The 20,768-nt window shown below is 36.7% G+C and carries 24 protein-coding genes, 2 tRNA genes and 1 other annotated feature; of the genes, 21 read left to right on the plus strand and 5 right to left on the minus strand.

The window, feature by feature from the left end; genetic code table 11:
* Positions 1 to 7: 7 nt before the first annotated feature.
* The 5 genes from AAA923_RS00945 (at position 8) to AAA923_RS00965 (ending at position 5,129) form a co-directional block, all read left to right on the plus strand.
* Positions 8 to 139 carry a hypothetical protein gene (locus tag AAA923_RS00945; RefSeq protein ID WP_255312354.1) on the plus strand — a complete coding sequence of 44 codons (132 nt, stop codon included), beginning with the start codon at positions 8 to 10 and terminating at the stop codon, positions 137 to 139.
* A gap of 238 nt (positions 140 to 377) precedes the next feature.
* A complete protein-coding gene (locus AAA923_RS00950; protein WP_338214012.1) occupies positions 378 to 1,361 on the plus strand; it encodes a cation diffusion facilitator family transporter in 984 nt (327 codons plus the stop codon).
* Between the two features lie 89 nt (positions 1,362 to 1,450).
* Entirely contained in the window at positions 1,451 to 2,410 is a 960-nt protein-coding gene (locus AAA923_RS00955; RefSeq protein WP_338214013.1) for a peptidoglycan recognition protein family protein, read from the plus strand.
* A gap of 215 nt (positions 2,411 to 2,625) precedes the next feature.
* Positions 2,626 to 2,802 carry a hypothetical protein gene (locus AAA923_RS00960; RefSeq protein ID WP_338214014.1) on the plus strand — a complete coding sequence of 59 codons (177 nt, stop codon included), beginning with the start codon at positions 2,626 to 2,628 and terminating at the stop codon, positions 2,800 to 2,802.
* 104 nt (positions 2,803 to 2,906) lie between these two features.
* Positions 2,907 to 5,129, plus strand: a complete 2,223-nt coding sequence (locus AAA923_RS00965) for a BspA family leucine-rich repeat surface protein (RefSeq protein WP_338214015.1) — start codon at positions 2,907 to 2,909, stop codon at positions 5,127 to 5,129.
* Between the two features lie 453 nt (positions 5,130 to 5,582).
* On the opposite strand, the gene AAA923_RS00970 is transcribed toward AAA923_RS00965, so the two are convergent.
* Positions 5,583 to 5,656, minus strand: a tRNA-Arg gene (locus AAA923_RS00970).
* A gap of 194 nt (positions 5,657 to 5,850) precedes the next feature.
* Between AAA923_RS00970 and AAA923_RS00975 the strand changes: the two genes are divergently transcribed.
* A complete protein-coding gene (locus tag AAA923_RS00975) occupies positions 5,851 to 6,528 on the plus strand; it encodes a type 1 glutamine amidotransferase domain-containing protein (RefSeq protein ID WP_338214017.1) in 678 nt (225 codons plus the stop codon).
* Between the two features lie 45 nt (positions 6,529 to 6,573).
* Here the strand turns inward: AAA923_RS00975 and AAA923_RS00980 are convergent.
* The 3 genes from AAA923_RS00980 to AAA923_RS00990 all read right to left on the minus strand — a co-directional run bounded on the left by AAA923_RS00980 (position 6,574) and on the right by AAA923_RS00990 (position 7,311).
* Positions 6,574 to 6,647, minus strand: a tRNA-Arg gene (locus AAA923_RS00980).
* 145 nt (positions 6,648 to 6,792) lie between these two features.
* Complete coding sequence (locus AAA923_RS00985) at positions 6,793 to 6,915, minus strand: hypothetical protein (RefSeq protein ID WP_338214019.1); 123 nt, start codon at positions 6,913 to 6,915, stop codon at positions 6,793 to 6,795.
* Positions 6,916 to 7,125: 210 nt separating this feature from the next.
* Positions 7,126 to 7,311 (minus strand): hypothetical protein, encoded by a 186-nt coding sequence (locus AAA923_RS00990; RefSeq protein ID WP_041499591.1) that lies wholly within the window; start codon positions 7,309 to 7,311, stop codon positions 7,126 to 7,128.
* 188 nt (positions 7,312 to 7,499) lie between these two features.
* On the opposite strand from AAA923_RS00990, the gene AAA923_RS00995 reads away from it, so the two are divergent.
* From AAA923_RS00995 to recN, 15 genes are all read left to right on the plus strand, one after another.
* The gene (locus tag AAA923_RS00995; protein WP_338214021.1) at positions 7,500 to 8,900 is read left to right on the plus strand and encodes a carboxylesterase family protein; all 1,401 of its coding nucleotides are present in this window, start codon (positions 7,500 to 7,502) and stop codon (positions 8,898 to 8,900) included.
* Positions 8,901 to 9,043: 143 nt separating this feature from the next.
* Positions 9,044 to 9,292 carry a hypothetical protein gene (locus AAA923_RS01000; protein ID WP_338214023.1) on the plus strand — a complete coding sequence of 83 codons (249 nt, stop codon included), beginning with the start codon at positions 9,044 to 9,046 and terminating at the stop codon, positions 9,290 to 9,292.
* A gap of 622 nt (positions 9,293 to 9,914) precedes the next feature.
* Entirely contained in the window at positions 9,915 to 11,480 is a 1,566-nt protein-coding gene (locus AAA923_RS01005; RefSeq protein ID WP_338214025.1) for a glycosyltransferase family protein, read from the plus strand.
* A gap of 44 nt (positions 11,481 to 11,524) precedes the next feature.
* Positions 11,525 to 11,592 (plus strand) — a sequence feature (ribosomal protein L21 leader region).
* Between the two features lie 9 nt (positions 11,593 to 11,601).
* Positions 11,602 to 11,913: a 50S ribosomal protein L21 gene (gene rplU, locus AAA923_RS01010; RefSeq protein ID WP_041499598.1), complete on the plus strand. Its 312-nt coding sequence runs from the start codon at positions 11,602 to 11,604 to the stop codon at positions 11,911 to 11,913.
* A gap of 2 nt (positions 11,914 to 11,915) precedes the next feature.
* On the plus strand, positions 11,916 to 12,260 hold the full coding sequence (locus tag AAA923_RS01015; protein ID WP_041499599.1) for a ribosomal-processing cysteine protease Prp: 345 nt from the start codon (positions 11,916 to 11,918) through the stop codon (positions 12,258 to 12,260).
* 12 nt (positions 12,261 to 12,272) lie between these two features.
* Positions 12,273 to 12,545 carry a 50S ribosomal protein L27 gene (gene rpmA / locus AAA923_RS01020; RefSeq protein WP_041499600.1) on the plus strand — a complete coding sequence of 91 codons (273 nt, stop codon included), beginning with the start codon at positions 12,273 to 12,275 and terminating at the stop codon, positions 12,543 to 12,545.
* Between the two features lie 138 nt (positions 12,546 to 12,683).
* Entirely contained in the window at positions 12,684 to 13,247 is a 564-nt protein-coding gene (gene efp / locus AAA923_RS01025) for an elongation factor P (RefSeq protein WP_338214030.1), read from the plus strand.
* A gap of 23 nt (positions 13,248 to 13,270) precedes the next feature.
* Positions 13,271 to 13,690 (plus strand): Asp23/Gls24 family envelope stress response protein, encoded by a 420-nt coding sequence (locus AAA923_RS01030; RefSeq protein ID WP_338214031.1) that lies wholly within the window; start codon positions 13,271 to 13,273, stop codon positions 13,688 to 13,690.
* 5 nt (positions 13,691 to 13,695) lie between these two features.
* Positions 13,696 to 14,100, plus strand: a complete 405-nt coding sequence (gene nusB / locus AAA923_RS01035; protein WP_041499604.1) for a transcription antitermination factor NusB — start codon at positions 13,696 to 13,698, stop codon at positions 14,098 to 14,100.
* A gap of 38 nt (positions 14,101 to 14,138) precedes the next feature.
* Positions 14,139 to 14,987 carry a bifunctional 5,10-methylenetetrahydrofolate dehydrogenase/5,10-methenyltetrahydrofolate cyclohydrolase gene (locus AAA923_RS01040; protein ID WP_338214033.1) on the plus strand — a complete coding sequence of 283 codons (849 nt, stop codon included), beginning with the start codon at positions 14,139 to 14,141 and terminating at the stop codon, positions 14,985 to 14,987.
* Positions 14,980 to 16,329, plus strand: a complete 1,350-nt coding sequence (gene xseA / locus AAA923_RS01045; protein WP_338214034.1) for an exodeoxyribonuclease VII large subunit — start codon at positions 14,980 to 14,982, stop codon at positions 16,327 to 16,329. The genes AAA923_RS01040 and xseA overlap by 8 nt, the downstream gene beginning before the upstream one ends.
* Positions 16,322 to 16,558, plus strand: a complete 237-nt coding sequence (locus AAA923_RS01050) for an exodeoxyribonuclease VII small subunit (protein ID WP_041499608.1) — start codon at positions 16,322 to 16,324, stop codon at positions 16,556 to 16,558. The genes xseA and AAA923_RS01050 overlap by 8 nt, the downstream gene beginning before the upstream one ends.
* Positions 16,559 to 16,560: 2 nt before the next feature.
* Entirely contained in the window at positions 16,561 to 17,409 is an 849-nt protein-coding gene (locus tag AAA923_RS01055; protein ID WP_338214037.1) for a polyprenyl synthetase family protein, read from the plus strand.
* 10 nt (positions 17,410 to 17,419) lie between these two features.
* Complete coding sequence (locus AAA923_RS01060; protein ID WP_338214039.1) at positions 17,420 to 18,244, plus strand: TlyA family RNA methyltransferase; 825 nt, start codon at positions 17,420 to 17,422, stop codon at positions 18,242 to 18,244.
* 351 nt (positions 18,245 to 18,595) lie between these two features.
* Complete coding sequence (recN, locus tag AAA923_RS01065; protein ID WP_338214040.1) at positions 18,596 to 20,293, plus strand: DNA repair protein RecN; 1,698 nt, start codon at positions 18,596 to 18,598, stop codon at positions 20,291 to 20,293.
* Here the strand turns inward: recN and AAA923_RS01070 are convergent.
* Positions 20,285 to 20,605, minus strand: coding sequence for a hypothetical protein (locus AAA923_RS01070; RefSeq protein WP_338214042.1), 321 nt, complete (start codon positions 20,603 to 20,605; stop codon positions 20,285 to 20,287). The two genes, recN and AAA923_RS01070, sit on opposite strands and share 9 nt — an antisense overlap.
* Between the last annotated feature and the right edge of the window lie 163 nt (positions 20,606 to 20,768).

Here is a 20,768-nt window from a genome sequence, read left to right on the forward strand (position 1 = left end):
AAGCAATATGAGATATAAAGTTACTTTGGATACAAAGCGACAATTGTTTACCGTATTTGATAAGAAAAACACTAGGGTTTCTGCATGCGGTAAGTCAATTGAAGAAGCTATGAATAAGTTGTTGAAGATGGTTGCCTAGTAATAGTTCGATATCATTTATTAACAGAAATTTAATTCAGAATACAGTTACTTTACGTATTGGTGAATTTGTAGAATTCTGACTTATGAGATGATATATTGAATGAGCAACGATAGTTGCAGTTCTATCCTCAACGATAAGATAAGAGAGCCCTTTCCGTCTGGAAAGGGCTTTTTGCTTGGAATTGATTTCTAAATTGCTAAAATAGGCCTTGTTTAGTCTAGAAGAGGTTTTAGTTATGGAAGAACAATCGAAACATCGTCAAGAGGAACAAAAGATTTGGAAGAAGATGCAAAAGGAGGAGTTACAACGGCTTCGTAGCGCCCAGCATCATCTTTGGTTCAATGTTTCAGCGTATTTGTTAATATCAGTGATTGAGTATTATTTAGCTATTGTGGGTCATTCACAGACTTTACGAGCTGATGCATTAAATAATTTGGCTGGTATTATCTCAGCTGTTTTACTACTGATTGGGATTTTTATTGCCCGTGATACAGATGATGATGACTTCATGGGTCAACCGCTGCCGGATGATCTAACACAGAGTGGTCAAAAGTTGCAGTTGTCGAGATTTCACTATGAAACTGTTTTTACCTTAATTACAGGAATTATCATGATTGGCATTTCAGCAAATGTTATGTATACCGGGCTGATGAGTTTGCTTGGCAAGACAAAAATGGACGTTCCACAGCCAATTACATTAGTTGGTGCTGGGATTGCGACTGTTATTATGCTAGTTGTCTGGTGGTTTAATCGAGCTGGCGGACGGAAATTGCAAAATGCCGCTTTAACGGCTGCTGCTCAAGATAGTTTGAGTGATGCGCTAACAAGTGCTGGAACCTTCATAGCTATTGGTGGAGCGCTCTTATTTAAAGTCGTTTGGCTTGATGGAGTTGCCAGTATTGCAGTTGGTATTTTTATCTTAACGTCAGGGATTAAAATTTTCCGTGAGAGCAGTTTGAATTTAGCTGATTACTTTGATCCTAAAGTTGAAGAGCAGTTCAAGCAGGCGATTGAAAAGTATCCGGAAGTGGTACGAGTAGTTGATTTGAATGCTAGTTATAATGGTAATATGGTGACTTTAGATGTGACCATTGCGGTCGATGCTCATATGGAAGTTAAAGATAGTTATCGTTTAGGAGAGAGAATTGAAGCTCAAATGAGACGCCAGTTTGGTATCGTCGATACTGATGTTATGGCTGTTCCCGCGCTGATAGAGTAAAAAATACTTACATTCCAGTTATTACTTTGGATGTAAGTATTTTTTAGTAGTGATTGTTGTAATATTGTAGTAAATGAGGGGTAAAAGTGATGGCAGAATTTAATATTGATAAAACATATATGTTGAGTGCAAATGAGGGTTCTAATCAAAGGACAGCTAATAATTTAATTGTTTTACATGAGACGACCAATGTTGGCGCAAAAAATAATGCCATTTATTTTAAAAATAATATTAATACTGCCCAGACATATACCCAGTTTGTCGTTGGGGATGGCGGTAAAATTTATCAGGTTGGTGCTGAAGGTTATGTTGCGTGGGGAGCTGGCAGTTACGCTAATGCCAATGCACCAGTTCAAATTGAGCTAGCACGGACCTATGATAAAGCTACATTTGAAAAAGATTATGCAATATTTATTAAACTGGCTCGGGCTAAAGCTAAACAATTTGGTATTCCCGTTGAGCTCGATACGGCCAATCAAAGGGGCATCAAGACTCACTATTGGATTTCTAAAAATATTTGGGGTTCACATGTTGATCCCGTCCAAAGCTATTTACAGCCAACTTGGGGAATTAGTCAGGAACGATTGGCTCGAGATATTGCTAATGGTATCGGTGAAACTGTGGTTGAGCCTGCACCGCAGACGCCTAATCGAGACGAAATAACTATTAAACATGGTTCAACGACAGGAATTGCAGGTTGGAATTCTCAAGGAGACATGATTCCTGGTTCTAATAGTAAGCTGGTAAATGCTTCGACTTGGAAGACGGTAGGGATTAAGAATATTAACGGATTACCAATGTATCAGATTGCAACAGATGAGTTTGTGCCTAAGAAATATACGGATCAGGCAGGGGTAGTAACGATTAATGCCATTTCGGGAGTTTCACCGATTAATTATAAGGGGCAGACGTTGAATAAAACTTTTAAAGATTTATCGCAGTGGAAAACTGAAGATAAATTGTATCAAATTAATGGACGTGATTATTTCAAGGTTGCGACTGATGAGTATGTGGATTGTTTCAATACAATCGGTGGTGGAAATAAATAGGTTAACGGAATTGTTTTTAATAATCTATTTAGTATAAAAAAGAAGGAACTGTTCCAGTACCTGTCAAGTTGACATTTGAAATAGTATAAATTTGAATAGTTTTTCAAATGGTTATATTTCGGAATTTTACCGGAGTATAGCCATTTCTTGTTTCTGGTCTTCTAATATAATTAAAGTAATTAATACCGCTTTTATAGTCTTAACTAGTTTCTCAAATGTCTTGGGCATTGGATGTCGGATTCATCCAGCAAAGTACCCACCATTCTCAGACTTTAGAACACATGATCTTGATTGTTGATGAATTACAGAAAAGTGCTCTGCAGTCGTCTCGGAGTAAGATTGGTTATGTTTTATCACGAATTCAACTAATTGAATACGTTCCCCAAGCTTGATCAAAAAATAAAAAAAATTGTTGTGGTGTGTGATTCAATAAGGTCTTATAATTTAATCATTGATAGAATACGAGTCAATTAATATTAGGAATCGAGGAAAATCAATGAAGAAAAATATGGGTATTGGGGGAATCACAAAAAAACAATTATTGATGGTCTCTTTGGGGCTATTTAGTATCGGGTTAGCATCGTTTGTTGATACACAAACTGTTAATGCTGCGAATATCACACCGGAAACTGTATCAAATGATGTAGATGTTACATCAGGCGTGTTTGGAACAGCAAATTGGAATATTGATAGCAACGGTGTCTTACATATTCAAGCTGGTGATCTTGGTAGTATGACAGAGTTAAACGGCGAAGGATACGGTGATCCAAATAATCCGTGGATAAAGTATAATGCTTCGATAACATCAATTAGCTTTGATGGCAAAGTAAATGCCGCGGCTGATTCTAGTAGACTATTTTATGGGTTGTCTAATGTCACAAGTGTTGAAAATGCAGGTAATTTGAATCTAAGTGGTGCAAAAGATATTAGTTACATGTTTTCAGGTATGTCTAACTTGAAAACTCTTGATACATCAGATTTTGATCTTAGCAATGTAACTGATGCAAGTCATCTGTTTGAGGGCGATTCTGCATTGAATGGCATTGATGTTTCACAGTGGCAGACTGGCTCGATTAAGAATTTCAGTAATATTTTTTCAAATATGTCAAGTTTAACTGGTTTAGATGTATCTAAATGGAACACTAAGAGTGCTACCAATATGTCTAACATGTTTGAAGGGTTAAAGACGTTGACAAGTCTTGATGTATCAAATTTTGTTACGTCAAATGTTGTCAATATGCAGGGGATGTTTAGTTATGATCCGAGTTTGAGTAGCTTAAATATGGATAAATGGGATGTTTCAAAGGTCACATCTTTCACTAAGATGTTTTTCAATGATTCTAGTTTGTCTGATCTTGGTAGTGGTATTGGTAATTGGAACATTGAGTCAGCTACTTCACTTGATTCAATGTTTGAAGGTGATACTAATTTGCCAAGTCTAGATTTGACTGGATGGAATACTAGTTCAGTTACCACCATGAGTGCGATGTTTAGAAGTACTGGTTATAAAAATACCAAATTAAGTCTAAATCTCAGTGGCTGGGATCTTTCAAAAGTGATTAGTCTCGATTCAATGTTTCAATACAGTAATGTTACTGATTTGAAAGTTGACAATTGGGATGTGAGAGGCGTAGTTAAAAATGGATTTTTTGGCATGGTTACAGGAATGACTCATATGTTTGATGGTGTCACAAAGTTAAATACGCTAGATCTGTCAACTTGGCAAATGGATGGTGATAATACGGTTGCCAATTATATGTTCAGTGGTAGTGATATTCAACGATTAAAGCTTGGTTCAAATGATGCGTTTATTCCGCAAGATGGCAAAAGCGTAGATTTGCCAGAACTTTCTGCCACTGCACCTTTAACTGGTATGTGGGTTAATGTTGGAACAGGTACAGTTGATAAGCCTGAGGCTTCAATGAAGCTGTCGTCAGCTGATTTGATGGCTAAGTACAGTACACTTGGTGGACCTGATGATGAATGGGTACGTGAAGTTAGTGTTGTTGACACTTCAGTAACTGATTCTGTCACAATCAAAACTAATCTTGGTGACAAGGTTGTTGATAATGTTTTTGGAAAGATTGGTGATGACGTAGAGGTTAATGTTCCTGATGTAGCAGGCTATACACCAGATAAAAAGACTGTTTCTGCTCATATCAATGATGATGGTACTATTACAACTAATGATTTTGTAACTTACACTAAAAAGTCTTCAGGTTCTGGATCTGGTTCAGGTTCAAATACTGATTCAAATCATGGATCAGGTAATTCTAATAGTGGACAATCTGATTCAATTCATGTTGAAGATATAAAATTGACCGTAGCAACCTATCCAAAAGATGGAATTGTTAGATTATATAATGATGATAATAAACTCGTTTCAGATCGAGCTTTAAGACAAGATTCTGATTGGTTTACTGATAAGATTAAAACTGAGATTGTTTCTGGAAAGCAAACTCAATATTATCGAGTGGCGACTCATGAATGGGTCAAAACTAGTCAAGTTTATATCTATAACGCAGATCCTGTTGTCGTTACGACTGACAGATTAGCTAGATTGTATGATGCACATGGCAGACTTGTTACTAATCGTGAACTAGCTACAAATTCTAGCTGGAAAGTCGATAAGAAATCAAGTGCTATCGTTGATGGTGTTTTGATGTATCGTGTTGCTACTGACGAATGGGTCAAAGCAAGTGATGTAAGGTTCAAGTGACTTCATGAGAAGCAGAGTCGTCATATTATTTATATTCGTGAATGACAGGCACAGATATTAAAAAAAACACCGTCAGTCAATTACGACTAACGGCTATGATTTATGCTCTCTATATTTTTTTACGTCCATTTGTGGGACAAAGACAGATAAAGCTAGAAGTATTAGGGACTTTTTAAAACAAAGAAGACCGTAAAATCAAGGCTTACAGCACTTTTAACTTTGAAAGAAAACTCTAAGTTGTACTAACTATTTCACGAATGGTGAAGATAATGTCGGTACGGACATTGTAAGTACTACTGGTGGAGTATCTTGATTCAATAACAGTTAAAGGTAGTAACAAAGCATTTGAAGGCGGAAAAGTTTGTTTTAATGCAATATCAAAAACAAAAAGCCTCATAAACGTTAGTTTAAAAGGTTTTTTGTTTTGAACATTTTTTCTTACGTAATACAATATGTCACAGGTGAGATTCGAACTCACGACCTACGGTTTAGAAGACCGTTGCTCTATCCAACTGAGCCACTGTGACATCACTCGTACTATTATAGAGAAAAGTAATTAAAGTTGCAACGACAAAATGGAAAAAATCCTAATTTTATTTTTAGTCGGATTGTTATCTAAAACTTTGGATTAAATAGGTTTCAAAAAGCTGATTAATACCGTTTTATTATTATTTTGTTTAAAATTAAGTTAGTAGTTTCTGTGCAAAGAGGAGAAGATAAAATGAAGAGGATTCTAGTTGTGGAAACTAATAAAACACAGTATGGCTATCATCCGGAAGCGACTGGGCTCTGGCTTAGCGAAGCAACTGAATTTGTTAAAGTTGTCCAAGATGCCGGCTTCTCAGTAGATTACATCAGTCCTAAAGGTGGATTTGTTCCAATTGATCCAAGAAGTTTCAAATATGTATCACCAACAGATTTAGAAATGTATCGTGATCCAGATTTTCAAAGTCGGGCTTTAGCTAATACGCTCAGTCCGACTCAGATTGATCCACGAGATTATCAGGCTATTTATTATACTGGTGGTCACGGGGTCATGTGGGATTTTCCTTATGATGAAAAGCTACAAAAAATTAGTCTGGAAATTTATCAAAACGATGGTTATTTGACCTCTGTGTGTCATGGAATTTCTGGATTATTGTATATCAAGGATGATCAGGGGCAATATTTAATCAGGCATAAACATATTACTGGTTTTACCAATGCCGAAGAACAAATGAGTGGCAAGAAGAAGTATGTGCCATTTTTGAATGAGGAAGTAGCCAAACTTCATGGAGCAATTTTCTCTAAAAAACGTGCTTATTCAGAGTATGCTTTAGCTGATGGACAATTTATTACTGGTCAAAATCCATTTTCACCCGCAGCCGTCGGAAAATTATTAGTTGAAAAATTACAATAAAAAAAGCCGTTAGAATAAGAAATTCTAACGACTTTTTCAAATTAGTGTCGCAGGTGAGATTCGAACTCACGACCTACGGTTTAGAAGACCGTTGCTCTATCCAACTGAGCCACTGCGACATTACTCGTACTATTATAGTTAAAGATATCAGCTGATGTCAATGTAAAAAATGATAATTATTAAAAATTATCTTAATCAATGGCAAAATAAAAGGTCCACTTTATAAAAAGTGAACCATCCCTAATAATAATTTACTGAATAACATTATTTGCTAAAGATAAAGGCTTTGTTTTCGCCCTCTAATTCGGCCAAAACTTCTCTATCTTGTGTGGAAGTTTCAGTTCTTTCGGCTTTTAATAATGATTTGATTAATTCTACTAATTTCATAATCTTCATCTCCGAAATAACAGGCAGCTTTTAATGTCATCAGAATCTGGACAGAACACTTACCAGATAAGGCTTCCTCACCCTTATCTATGCCTAGATTATATCAGAAATATTACATTTGACATAAATAAATGACTTATTTCAGTAAAAAAAAATTAATTTTTTAAATGTAATTGCTTACATATTTTAAATATGATTTTATTTAATTATTTAGGGTTCTACCAACTCTTTGCGACGGTTTTCAATGATATCTTGTAACTCTTGTAAATCGTCAAGCGTTGATTTTTTTCTAATAAAGCTTCTTGCTGAAGAGCGCATGGCGATATAATTAGCTCTCTCGCGGTGATTCTTGTGCCATTTTTCATTGGCACGTTTTTGTGCATCTGTTAAGACCATATATTTCTCTCCCTTAAAAACATGTCTTTGAAATTATATACAATGTTATTTTAGTAGACAAGGAAAATTATTAATTAATTGAGATTGGCATAATATAAAAATGGTTACATTAAATTCTTGTGCATTGATATTATTAGTTTAGAATATTAACTAAATTGATATTTTGTTCATTGGGGGTTTATTTTTAAATGAAGAAGATAATGAAAACAACTACAGGTACTTACCATGGCGTGATGGATCATAATCATGTCGACTTTTTAGGTGTTCCTTTTGGTTATGGACGCCGTTTCAAACGAGCTGAGGAATTCTCGATGGCAAAATTTGGAACAAACGAAGTTAATAAAATGCACTATGCAGTTCATCAGAGTGTTCAACCTATGCAAGATGATGCGCTGAATCAAGATGATAAAATTACTTTTGGTGAAAATTGTTTAAATCTAGATATTTGTACCCCTGACGTGGATGGTAAATTTCCAATCGTCATTGAGTTTTACGGCGGTGGATTTTTACGTGGCGGTAATTATAGTAAACAGATGTCGTGGCTGGATCATCAGTCAGTCGTTCATGTTGTACCAAACTATCGTTTAGGATTATTTGGCTGGGGTGTCGTTGAGGATGGCGATACTAATGTTGGATTATCCGATCAATTGATGGCAATTCAGTGGGTGCTGGACAATGCACGGAGTTTTGGTGGGGATGTTAAAAATATTACTTTGGCTGGTCTGTCCGCTGGTGCAAAGTCAATTGGGGCTTTAATGGCATCTAATTCAATGATTCTTGACCGTATTCAAAAAATTATGTTATTTTCTGGTGGTGTTCAGACGATACGAGATTTGGAAACAGCTCGAAATATTTCTGAAAGAATTTGTCAGGAAAATCATATTAAATCTACCAAGGATTTATTTAATTTAACCGACGATGGCTTGCAGTTAGTTCAGAAACGAGCAATTGATCAACACATTGCCACAAATTGGTTTGGACCAGTCATTGATGATGATTTAATTTCTGATAATTGGTCTGAAAAATTGTTACAACGTTTGGAAAGAACACATTTTAAGTCAATTATTTCTGCTGGGAATAACGAATTAGAAGGCTATAAAGATATGAGCATCAGTCACTTGGAAAATGATGTATTAACTGATCTTTTCGGAGAAAATAGTGAAATTTTGAAGAAGAGCCTTTTGCCAGAAACTTATTCGAAAAATGATTTCGTCAAGATGTTGGGTACTGCTATGTATCGTTTGCCAGCTAGAAGACTTGCTGGATTGTTGGCTAAGGTTCCTGACGCAGAAGTATATTGCAATTCCACAACGGTTTTTGATGGGCAACATGGCGGTATAATCCGTTATTTGAACACGCCGGCAGACGAATTGAATATTGATTTTCGTAAGAATCAGAAATATTTACTTAATCTACTATTGGACTTTGTGGTTAGTGGCAAGCCTTATGAAGAAGAGATTAAGTATGAATGGCCATTGTTTGACGATGATCGGTTAGTAATGGAACTCGATTCTGATGACTTGAAGAGTATCTCAGTCATTAATCAACGCTATGCAGAAAATCTACCATGGCAATCATATAAGTTATAAAAAAATATTTGTTGATGTATTAGTATTTTTGGCATACAAATAAAAATAAATCTTGCAAAGAAAATAATTTAAATTTACAATAGCCTCGAAGTGCTTAAAGTTTAAGCGTTATTTATAATGCTTGGAATTTTAGAGGTGGAGATTTGAAAAGAAAGTTTTCGTTTATTATTACAATTGCTTTCATTTTGATGGATGTAGTTGTTGCATTTTTGACACAACAAGCAATTATTAGTAATTTAATGGGGATTTTAATTGGTATTGGTTTAGTTATCGCCCTAGTACTAATTACAAGAGTCTTCAAGAAGTGGAATTTGAAACGGGGTAAGCTGGTCGTTGCAGCGGTTTTCTTCTTCCTAGTATTGGGACGCTTGGTCATGACTACCTTAGCGTAGTAAAAAAATTTGAATATTATCAAAGGATTGTGTGAGAATCAGTATGCACAATCCTTTTTTTAGTATAATTGGGTATATGTTTGCCGCCAGAGGTCGTGAGGGATGGAGTTTGCTGTGGGACCGGCTCGAGCCATGGTGCGGTCTCGACCCTCGCTTTTGAGCCGAAAACCGCATCTCAAAAACGTCCTGTTATGTAAGACTGGAAAACCGCCAGCCTAACATAACTATCACTGCTGAACTCCATCCCTCACGACCTCTGGCTAGTGTATTTAATTATCAATGGTGTACATCTGTTTAGTTTTATTTGAATGGATCTATTTATCATTTCATTGAAAAAATCAAATTATAAAAGTTAATGCAATATTTGTGTAAGCTGATTATTCGTGAGGTTACTTGATTAATAAAAATAAATTAGTTGGAAGAGCTGAGAGTATTCATCAGCAGCGAAAGTGGCGTTATGGCTTTATCCATTACACCACCGGGCGTGTTGGAGACTTGCTGGTTTTGCAAGGCTTCAACCGAGGTTCGAGACCGTTCTATGGCTCGGACCGTACCACGCAGCAGATGAATACTCTCAGCTCTGGAAACGGCATACTTCACCAAATTTAAAGGAGTTTTACCCGTGTCGAATCGTTCATGGAAAAGAATTATTTTAGGATTCATTTTTTTAGTATTTAGTATTTTTTATACCGTAATTTTTTATCGTCAAGCTAACTTCGGCGATACGATGGTTTTTAACATTGCCCATTTAAAAAGCTTGGGAAATGTTTTTAATTCACCAATAAATTTTGACTATTGGAATCACTCAGGTAGCCAGATCAATCTTTTTAGTCCGTGGCTCACGTTATTGCCAGGGTGGTTGCTGATTAAATTGAACGTGTTTTGGGGTTTTGGAATCTACTTAACCTGTCTGACTTTTTTGACGTTTGTCAGTGCTTATTTCTATATGAATAAGTTTTCACACGATACTTTTGAGGCAATCTTGTTTTCTGTAATTTATACATTTTCGTTTAATCGATTCAATTTAGTGTTTCAGAATCAACGGATTGAGAATTACCTTGTGCTGATTTTCTTGCCAATGGTTTATTATGGGACCTATTTGTTTTTTAAGAATCGTAGTTGGAAAACGTTAGTCTGGGGTATGACTTTGATTGTCTGGACGACACCTTATGTGGCGCTTGGGGTGTTGGCGACTATTTTGCCTGTCTATATTCTGATGATTTTCACTAAAGAAGCTCATCATTGGCGCTACTGGGGCAGATTGGGACTTAACTCACTAATTGCCCTGGGGGTCAGTATTTTGACGACTGTCGGCTTTATAGGCCCATTGGTCAGTCAACAGTGGTCGCAGAATTTGCAACAAGATCCTGTTAAAAATATTGATTATCTGAAATGGTTTAATCAGTTGAATTTTCCCGTAATTCAGAAATACCTCTTACTGGCTATCGGTATTCTAATGATCTTATTGGTCCTGATGATTTTTCTGCAAAGTCGTTTCGGATACAAAGTATTGATTTTGGAAATGATTCCATTGACGATTGTTCTGCTAAGTAAATGGCATGTCAGTGGGATAGATGTCAGTCGTTTGATTTTAGCGTTACAGAGCATCCTAGACTTGTTTTTGATTATTCTCATTTGTCGAATGGTGATTCTGATTTTTCAAGAATTTCCCGGAATATTTAAGTGGCTGTTATTACTGGCTACGATGGCAGGTGGAGTTTTCTTGATCTATTCACAGGGCAATCAACTCATGCCCAAACAAACCTTAGCCACTAATCCTAAGGTTAATTATGAAAAGTTTGTCATAGATTATCACGATGCCGCCACACACAGTCAAAACCAATTTTTAGTTAATAATCGTAAAACTGCGGTATCTTTCTACACCAAAGAGAATGACTATTGGGTCCAATATTATGGCCTAGATTCAGCAAACTTAGATTTGCCAGTTCAAGATTATGCAGGTTATGGAATTCAATTAAATAATGAAAATGTCACAACACATAAATCATACCGACAGACGATTAGTTTGCGCACGCATCCGGGTAAGAATATTGTTGAGATTCATACGCGTTATGATTGGATTGGTATCGTTTCATTATTGCTAAATCTGTTGGGATTTATCTTGTTGAGTTATTTTTCTTTAAAGAATGTTCGATGGAAAATGAAAAAACTTCCCGAGAATAGTTGAAAAAGCAAGTGAAATTTGCTATATTTTATAAGTTGCAATCACTATTGCATCTACAACCGCTCAAAATCAGGTTTAAGCTTAGTGCACCTGATTGGCGAGTCTTAGAAGGGAGTGTACGCTTATGTACGCAATTATTAAAACTGGTGGTAAGCAATATAAAGTTGAAGAAAATGCTTCAATTTATGTTGAAAAGCTTGATGTCAAAGAAGGGGATGCAGTTACATTTGATGATGTAATTTTAGTTTCTGACGGAGACGATATTAAGATTGGTAGCCCTGTTGTTGAAGGCGCTAGTGTTTCTGGTAAGGTTGAAAAGCAAGGTAAGGAAAAGAAAGTTGTTACTTACAAGTACAAACCTAAGAAGCATTCACACAAGAAGACAGGTCACCGTCAACCATATACAAAGGTACTTATCGATAGTATCAAGGCTTAATCATGATTAGAGCTAGTTTTCACCAGAATTCAGATCAAAAAATTGATTCCTTTTTAATTAAAGGACATGCCGATTCGGGACCTTATGGTCAAGATTTAGTTTGTGCTGCTGTTTCAGCGGTAACAATTGGGACAATCAACAATCTGGAGAAACTCACTGGGGCCAGTCCTCAGGTGGTCATGGATGAAGTAAACGGTGGGCATCTCGGATGCCAATTTGACAAAGCGATATCACACGATACTGCCTTGTTATTGGATAACCTGTTTTGGATCCTTAAGGATATTGAAGGCAGTTATTCCAAAAACATTGAAGTTCAAGTACAAAAAAATAAGATAGATCTTGATTAGGAGGTAAACTTCATGCTTAAGATGAATTTACAATTTTTCTCTCACCATAAAGGTGGTGGATCAACAAGTAACGGCCGTAACTCTGCAGGTCGTAGATTAGGTGCTAAGCGTGCTGATGGCCAAGCTATCACAGCTGGCTCAATTATTTACAGACAACGTGGTACAAAGATTCACCCTGGTACAAACGTTGGTCGCGGTGGAGACGACACATTGTTCGCTCTTACTGACGGCGTTGTTAAGTTCGAAAGACTTGGCAAAGACAAGAGAAAAGTTTCAGTATATTAATATATTGAGAGGAAAGAGGACAATGTTCCTCTTTTTTTTATATAATAAGCTTGAGTTATTGCCATTAACACGTAAATATTGGTAAGATAATGTATAGTGTTTTATCGGCAAAATCTGTATGAATTAAGGGAGAGTAAAATGGCTATTTCAGTTAATGATTTTAAAAATGGTTTAACAATCGAGGTAAAGGACAGTATTTGGCGTGTTATCGAATTCCAACACGTTAAGCCAGGTAAGGGTAGTGCCTTTGTACGTTCAAAGTTAAAGAACTTGAGAACTGGTGCTGTTCAAGAAATGACTTTCAGATCAACTGCTAAAGTTGAGAAAGCTACTATTGAAAACAAAAAGATGCAATATCTATATGCCGATGGTGAAAACCACGTCTTCATGGATACTACAACTTACGAGCAACTAACTATTCCTGCAGAGCAAATTCAAAACCAATTGAAGTACTTGAAGGAAAACATGGAAGTTACTATCATGATGTACAACGGTGAAACACTTGGTGTTGATGTACCTAACACAGTTGACCTTAAAGTTGTTGCTACAGAAGCTTCAATCAAGGGTGATACACAATCAGGTGGTTCAAAACCAGCTACAATGGAAACAGGCTTAGTTGTACAAGTACCATTCTTCGTTAACGAAGATGATATTTTAACTATTAACACACAAGATGGTACTTATATTTCACGTGCTAATTAATAACTGATTATGGAGATAAGTTTATGGCTGAACAAAAATATGTTTCTCTACAACAAGATAGTGGAAAAATAAACGGTAATGTTGAAATATCACATCAAGTTATTGAGATCCTGCTAGGGATTGCTACAAACCAAGTTGATGGCGTCTACGAAATGCGTGGCACTATTTCAAGTCGAATTGATTCTCTTTTCGGCCGTATCAACCATGGTAAAGGCGTTGATGTGTCATTTGATGAGGGTAAAATATCCGCTAGTGTCTATGTATATCTAGAATATGGCGTATCGATTCCTAAGGTGTCCTTGGAGATCCAAAAATCAGCCATTGAACAGCTTGAATTCATGACCGATTTAGACTTAAGTGAAATTAATGTACATGTTGTTGGCTTGATTGCTAAGAAAGAATCTGGCGAAATAGAACGTGTAACAACTGATAAAAAGGAATAAAACTAGTGATAAGTAGACATAAGATCAGAGAACTCGCAGTTCAATCACTATTTTCCATCGAAACCACTCAGGACACTCCAGAGGTTGCTATCGCATCTACCATGCAATTATGCGATTTGACTGATGAAACTGTTCCTGATTATTTAACATTCTTAGTTTCTGGCACAATTGAACATCAGGATGAACTTGATGAAAAGATTGCGACTCATCTAAAGAACAAGTGGACAGTTAAAAGACTGTCCCGTATTGACCGTGTAATTTTACGCGCTGGTTTATTTGAAATGGAAAACAGTTTAGAAGTGCCAAAGAAAGTTGCAATCGATGAAGCTATCGAAATTGCTGGTGACTTTGGCGACAAGGACTCTAAGTCCTTCGTTAATGGTATTCTATCTAATTTTGTAGAAGGGTAAAGGCTGGTAAATTTACCAGCCTTTTTATGGTGATTAGTGTGAAATTATTAGAAGGTAAGAAAGTAGCAGCAGCTTTAGACGAAACAATGGCACAACGTGTATCTGACTTGAAGAAGAGGGGCGTAACACCTGGTCTAGCAGTTATCTTAGTTGGTGACAATAGTGCTAGCGCCGTGTATGTCCGCAATAAGAAACGTCGTGCTGAGAAATTGGGTATTAACTTTCAATTGATTCACTTCGAGGACACTGTTTCCGAACAGGAATTGTTGGAAAAAATCGATGAACTAAACAATGACCAAACAGTTGATGGTTTTATCGTTCAATTACCAGTTCCAGACCATATTGATGAAGATAAAGTTATTGAAGCAATTGATCCCCACAAAGACGTTGATGGATTTACACCAATCAGTGTCGGGAATCTCTGGATTGGAACACCACTGACTAAGCCAGCTACTGCTTCAGGTATTTTGATGATGTTGGATCACTATGATGTTGACCTTGATGGCAAGAATGTCGTTATCGTTGGTCGTAGCAATATCGTTGGAAAACCAACTGCTGCTTTAATGTTGGATCGTAATGCCACTGTTACGATTACACATTCTCATACTAAGAACCTCAAAGAAATTACAAGTAAGGCTGATGTGCTAGTTGTAGCCATTGGAAAAGCTAAATTCATTACTCAAGATTACGTTAAAGACCAAGTTATTGTGATCGATGTCGGGATGGACCGAGACGAAAACGGTAAACTTTGCGGCGATGTTGATTTTGAAGATGTGAAGAATAAAGCTGCCATGATGACGCCAGTTCCTGGTGGTGTTGGTCCAATGACAATCACTGCCCTTGTGGATCAAGTGATTGAATTAGCCGAAGGCAGGGCAAATGGATAATGAGCAATATTTAACAGTTACCGCTTTAAGCCAATATTTGAAGAGAAAATTTGACGTGGACCCTTATTTGGGCCACGTCTATTTGATGGGTGAGATTTCTAACTTTCGGATGCGTCCCAAGGCTCATCAATATTTTTCTTTGAAAGATGATAAGGCTAAAATTTCGGCAATCATGTTTCGAAGTAGTTTTGAAAAAGTTAAGTTTCAACCTGAAGAAGGTATGCAAGTTCTCGTTCAGGGACGGATTTCACTGTATGAACCCAGTGGCTCGTATCAAATCTATATTGATTCGATGGAACCAGCTGGTTTAGGAGCGCTGTATTTGGCGTTTGAACAGTTAAAAAAGAAATTGGCTCAACAAGGCGTGTTTGATTTGCCTAAGAAACCAATTCCTCAGTTCCCTAAACGAATTGCTGTTGTGACAAGTCAATCTGGTGCCGTTATTCACGATATTATGACGACTGTGGGTCGACGTTATCCAATCGTGCAATTAGTTTTATATCCGGCACAAGTGCAAGGTGATGAAGCTGCAGCAACGATTGTTCGTCAAATTAAGCGAATCAATGAGGCTGGTAATTTCGATACGATTATTATTGGTCGTGGTGGTGGTTCAATTGAAGATTTGTGGCCTTTCAACGAGGAAATCGTCGCCCAAGCTATTGTTGAAAGTCAGATACCAGTAATTAGTTCAGTTGGTCATGAAACTGATACAACGATTGCTGATTTAGTATCTGACTTGCGTGCTGCTACACCGACAGCTGCCGCTGAATTAGCAACTCCAGTTTTGACCGATGTTTTGGAGCATCTGCAAGATCTCCATACGAGACTTTACAGTGCACAAAACAACATCATTGCTAACTATCAGCAAAAGGTGCAAACAATGTCTCAGAATGTCTTTTTACAGCATCCTGAGCGAATATATGAAGTGTATCTACAAAAGGTTGATTTTCTGAAAGATAAATTGCAACAGAACACTCAGAATATTTTGAGCCGTTCGAAGAATAATTTGGTGCAAGATGCTAATCGTTTGGTCCGTGTTTCGCCACGTGAACAAATATATAGCTATGGCAACCAAGTTAACCGTAATTATCAAATTTTAATCAATAATGTAAACAAAATAATCAATAAAAACCGTAATATCTTTAACAGCCAAGTTGCAACACTCGATTCACTCAGTCCTTTAAAGACTCTAAGTCGTGGTTATGCAATTCCGACTGATAAAAATGGCAAAGTTTTACGAGATGTGACGGACTATCAAGTGGGCGATTCAGTCAATTTGACAGTCAAACATGGTAACGTCAAGTTAATAACCAAAGAAGTAAGCGAGGATAATAATGGCTGAAAAGAAAACATTTGAAGAAAATTTAGCTGATCTAGAGGCAATCGTTTCCAACCTCGAATCTGGTAATGTTCCATTGGAAGAGGCCATGGAGAAGTTCAAAACGGGTGTTACTTTGAGTAAAGAACTCGAAAAGACTTTGAGTGATGCTGAAGCAACTGTAACCAAGATCATGACTAAAGATGGTCAAGAGATCAACATGAAAAATGATCAAGACGAAGGTAAAGATTAGTTATGGAAATTAAAAATTTTCAAGAGTTCTGTGAACAAATTTTGCCAGACTTCAATAAATTTTTAAATGACAGATTAAATGCTGAAATCAAACAGACAACGCTTCGTGATGCTATGCTCTATTCACTAGATGCTGGTGGCAAACGCGTTCGTCCAATGCTCTTTTTAGCAGTTGCTTACTCTTGTGGCGTTAAACTTGAAGACTTGCCAAAGTACTTCGACATTGCCGGTGCAGTTGAATTAGTACATACATATTCATTGATTCATGATGATCTACCAGAAATGGATGACAGTGATTATCGTCGCGGTAAATTAGCTAATCATAAAAAGTTTGGTGTTGGTCCGGCTGTTTTAGCTGGTGATGGATTGTTAACACAGGCATTCTACTGGATTGCTAAGTCTAATCTCAGCACGGATAAAAGGATGGCAGCCGTCAGAATTTTAGCTCATAATGCTGGTCCGATGGGGATGGTAGCCGGCCAAATGACTGACATCACTATGGAAGACAAGCTATTGAGTGAAGACGAATTGACAACTCTGCACAAACAAAAGACCGCTGATTTAATTACAGCAGCGGTAACGATTGGTGCATTTTCTGCAGGTCACGAGTTATCGAAAAATCTGGTACAATATGCTAATGATATCGGTTTAGCTTTCCAGCTCAAAGATGATTTGAATGATGCGGACGATGGTGAAGATGCCGGTAAGAATACTTTCCCAAATTTAATTGGAAAAGAAGCTACGCAAGCTAAATTGAAGGATCTTGTCAAAGATGCCTTGAATGCGGTTTTAAAGGAAAAAGAATTCGATAAAAACTTATTGGTAAGCTTTTTGGATTATTTTAAAGAATAGGTGACATATATTGGCAAAAGAGAGAATTGATGTTTTATTAGTTCAACAAAATTTATTTGAATCGAGAGAACAAGCTAAGCGCTCGGTAATGGCAGGGGAAGTCTACAATCAAGACAACCTTCGTTATGATAAACCCGGCGAAAAAGTTGCGGCTGATACGGTCTTTCATTTAGCAAAGAATGCTCACAGCAAGTACGTTAGCCGTGGTGGTTATAAGCTAGAGAAAGCATTGAAGTCATTTGATATCGACTTGAAAGATCGTATCTGTTTAGATATTGGTTCATCAACTGGTGGTTTTACTGATGTGGCCTTACAAAACGGTGCTACAAAAGTTTATGCCCTAGATGTCGGTTATAATCAATTAGCTTGGAAACTTCGTCAAGATGAACGAGTTGTAGTTATGGAACGTGTTAACTTCCGTTACAGCAAGCCAGAAGACTTTCACGAAGGCTTGCCTCAATTTGCGATGACTGATGTTTCATTTATTTCTTTGGAGCTAATTTTGCCACCAATGTTCAACATTATTTTGCCCGGTTCAGACGCAGTTTGTTTGATCAAGCCTCAATTTGAAGCCGGTCCTGAAAACGTTGGTAAACATGGTATCGTCAGAGATCACAAAGTTCACCAAATGGTTCTAGAAAAGATAACCAACTTTGCTAAAAATGCTGGTTTTATCGTTTCTGGTTTGGACTTCTCACCAATTAAAGGTGGCGAAGGTAACATCGAATTCTTGATGCATATTCAAAAGCCAGAAACAGAACAACCAGGCGAAATTTTAGAGAATGTTTCCGTTGAAAAGACTATGGAAGCAGCATATTCAAATCTTAATAAATAATTGAAATATTCCAGTTCTTCCGACTAAACTAATTGTTATTAATTGAGTGTAAGAATGTTCAAAAGTATTTATGTTCAATCAGTTTTAGACTAAGAAATACTTGTGATAAATTATCAACTAATATCGTAATTTTGATGGGTCAGAAGTTTTCATATGATCATTTATTTTAACTAAAAAAACTAGTTGGAAGAGCTGAGAGTATTCATCAGCAGCGAAAGTGGCGTTATGGCTTTAGCCATTACACCACCGGACGTGTTGGAGACCGCTCTTTGGCTCGAATCGTGCCGCGCAGCAGATGAATACTCTCAGCTCTGGAAACGGAAAACTTTTAATCTCTAGATAGGTGAAATAATGCTAAAAAAATTAATAATCAATAACTTTGCGATTATCAATAAATTGCAAGTTGATTTTCATGGCGGGATGACTGCTTTGACTGGGGAAACTGGTGCTGGTAAGTCAATCATTATCGATGCTTTGGGCTTACTAGTCGGCAGTAGATCGTCAATTGATTTTATTAGAACAGGACAAGAGCAACTTAATGTGCAGGGACTATTTGAAGTGAAATCAAGTAGTCCTCTTTTTGCTATCTTGGACGAATATGGAATTGCCCATGAAGATAATCAACTAATTATCAAGCGTGAGATCAATCGTAAAGGTCGAAATGTCTGTCGTATCAATAATGAGTTGGTTAAAACCAATGTGTTACGTCAGGTTGGAAAATTTTTGGTTGAAATTCATGGTCAAAATCAGCAACAAGAACTTTTAGATGAAGATAATCACATCAATATTTTGGATCGTTTTGCGGACGACGATTTTCAAGTTGACCTCGCTAAATATCAACAATTGTTTACCGAGTATCAAGATAAAAGAAGTCGTTTGCGGACAATTCAAAAAAATTCACAAAATTTAGCTCAACGTATTGATATGTTGAAATTTCAAATTGAAGATATCGATAGCGCAAAAGTTGTTGCTGGAGAAGATGATAAGTTAGAGGACGAAAAGAATCAGTTGTCTAACTTTGAAAAAATCAGCTCAGCCTTGCAAGAAAGCTATCGTGGTCTGTCTGAAAATAATACAGGGGTAGTCGATTCTTTGGGGAATGTCCGTGATCAATTGGAAGATATCATGGATTATGATGACTCGTATAAGGAATTGTATGACTCTGTCAATGGTGCCTACTATCAATTGCAGGACAATGCTTCGACGATTGCCGATCAGTTGGAAAATCTTGATTTTGATGAGAATCGTCTCGATAATATTCAAAAGCGCCTGATTACATTGGATAGTCTCAAGAAGAAATATGGTCCAACATTGGACGAAGTAATTGATTTTGGAAAGAATGCTCACCATGAGTTATCAGAAATTGATATTGACGATAATACTGAGTCTAAATTGGAACAAGAGATCAACGAGATGCAAGAGAAATTGACTGATTTAGGCAAGACGCTTTCTAAACAACGTCATAAGACAGCAACGACTTTGGAAAAATCAATCAATCATCAATTGAAGGATTTATATATGCCGAATGCCAAATTTGGTGTAACGTTTGCGGCATTGGAAGAGGAAAGTCCTTCTATTAATGGTATCGATCAGATCCGATTTGACTTGAAGACTAACGTTGGTGAAGATTTCAAACCATTAGTTAAAGTGGCTTCTGGTGGTGAGTTATCACGTGTTATCTTGGCTTTTGAAGCAATCATTGCAGAGAAGATGAATGTTGAGACAATTGTCTTTGATGAAATTGATACTGGTGTCAGTGGACGTGTTGCCCAAGCTATCGGTGATAAAATTTATAAAGTTTCACAATTCTTACAAGTGCTCTGTATTACTCATTTACCTCAAGTGGCTGCGATGAGTCAACGTCAATTTGAGATCAAAAAAGAGACCGTTAAGGATAAAACTGAAACACGAGTTTCATTACTTAACGATCTCCAAAGAGTTGATGCTATATCATTGATGTTAGCTGGGACAAAGGTTACCGATTTGACACGACAACATGCCCAAGAATTGTTGGAATTAGCCCAAGGTGAACAGAAACGTTTAGACTAAGTTAATTGATTTAATTTGGTTTAGCATGACGATTTCAAATAGTGCCGAATTCATCTTGAAAACGTATTTATTTTTATTAACTTGTGAAATAAATTTGCCTTGAAGCTGCTTGTCGTTTAACATTGTAATAACGACAGAGTATTTATTACGAAAACTTTGTTCTGCGAAAAGTTCTAGTTGCATTAAAGGCATCTGTTTTACTTGAGGTTTTGTTTCGACTTGAAGGTTGAAATCAAAATTATTATTAATAAAATTAGTGGTATTGTTGATTAAATTTGTAGTGAAATGATTACGTAATTGTCTAGCTTGCATGTTTAAGCCCCCGAACACTTGTTTGTACTTACATTATACGAACCTGTGTTCGAAAGAGCAACTCTATTTTTGTTTTTCTTAATAAAATTTTATCTTGACCTCAGTCAAAACCTTGAAAAACATGTGATTTTATTGCATTATAGATATCATATTATATAGATAG

The sequence above is a fragment of the Companilactobacillus muriivasis genome (genome assembly GCF_036246245.1).
GTDB classification, from domain to species: domain Bacteria; phylum Bacillota; class Bacilli; order Lactobacillales; family Lactobacillaceae; genus Companilactobacillus; species Companilactobacillus muriivasis.

What these genes read in the sequence shown, in the direction of transcription:
- AAA923_RS00945 (WP_255312354.1), top strand. Translation starts at nt 8, where the DNA reads ATGAGATATAAAGTTACTTTGGATACAAAGCGACAATTGTTTACCGTA.
- AAA923_RS00950 (WP_338214012.1), top strand. Translation starts at nt 378, where the DNA reads ATGGAAGAACAATCGAAACATCGTCAAGAGGAACAAAAGATTTGGAAG.
- AAA923_RS00955 (WP_338214013.1), top strand. Translation starts at nt 1,451, where the DNA reads ATGGCAGAATTTAATATTGATAAAACATATATGTTGAGTGCAAATGAG.
- AAA923_RS00960 (WP_338214014.1), top strand. Translation starts at nt 2,626, where the DNA reads ATGTCTTGGGCATTGGATGTCGGATTCATCCAGCAAAGTACCCACCAT.
- AAA923_RS00965 (WP_338214015.1), top strand. Translation starts at nt 2,907, where the DNA reads ATGAAGAAAAATATGGGTATTGGGGGAATCACAAAAAAACAATTATTG.
- AAA923_RS00975 (WP_338214017.1), top strand. Translation starts at nt 5,851, where the DNA reads ATGAAGAGGATTCTAGTTGTGGAAACTAATAAAACACAGTATGGCTAT.
- AAA923_RS00985 (WP_338214019.1), bottom strand. Translation starts at nt 6,915, where the DNA reads ATGAAATTAGTAGAATTAATCAAATCATTATTAAAAGCCGAAAGAACT.
- AAA923_RS00990 (WP_041499591.1), bottom strand. Translation starts at nt 7,311, where the DNA reads ATGGTCTTAACAGATGCACAAAAACGTGCCAATGAAAAATGGCACAAG.
- AAA923_RS00995 (WP_338214021.1), top strand. Translation starts at nt 7,500, where the DNA reads ATGAAGAAGATAATGAAAACAACTACAGGTACTTACCATGGCGTGATG.
- rplU (WP_041499598.1), top strand. Translation starts at nt 11,602, where the DNA reads ATGTACGCAATTATTAAAACTGGTGGTAAGCAATATAAAGTTGAAGAA.
- AAA923_RS01015 (WP_041499599.1), top strand. Translation starts at nt 11,916, where the DNA reads ATGATTAGAGCTAGTTTTCACCAGAATTCAGATCAAAAAATTGATTCC.
- rpmA (WP_041499600.1), top strand. Translation starts at nt 12,273, where the DNA reads ATGCTTAAGATGAATTTACAATTTTTCTCTCACCATAAAGGTGGTGGA.
- efp (WP_338214030.1), top strand. Translation starts at nt 12,684, where the DNA reads ATGGCTATTTCAGTTAATGATTTTAAAAATGGTTTAACAATCGAGGTA.
- AAA923_RS01030 (WP_338214031.1), top strand. Translation starts at nt 13,271, where the DNA reads ATGGCTGAACAAAAATATGTTTCTCTACAACAAGATAGTGGAAAAATA.
- xseA (WP_338214034.1), top strand. Translation starts at nt 14,980, where the DNA reads ATGGATAATGAGCAATATTTAACAGTTACCGCTTTAAGCCAATATTTG.
- AAA923_RS01050 (WP_041499608.1), top strand. Translation starts at nt 16,322, where the DNA reads ATGGCTGAAAAGAAAACATTTGAAGAAAATTTAGCTGATCTAGAGGCA.
- AAA923_RS01055 (WP_338214037.1), top strand. Translation starts at nt 16,561, where the DNA reads ATGGAAATTAAAAATTTTCAAGAGTTCTGTGAACAAATTTTGCCAGAC.
- recN (WP_338214040.1), top strand. Translation starts at nt 18,596, where the DNA reads ATGCTAAAAAAATTAATAATCAATAACTTTGCGATTATCAATAAATTG.
- AAA923_RS01070 (WP_338214042.1), bottom strand. Translation starts at nt 20,605, where the DNA reads ATGCAAGCTAGACAATTACGTAATCATTTCACTACAAATTTAATCAAC.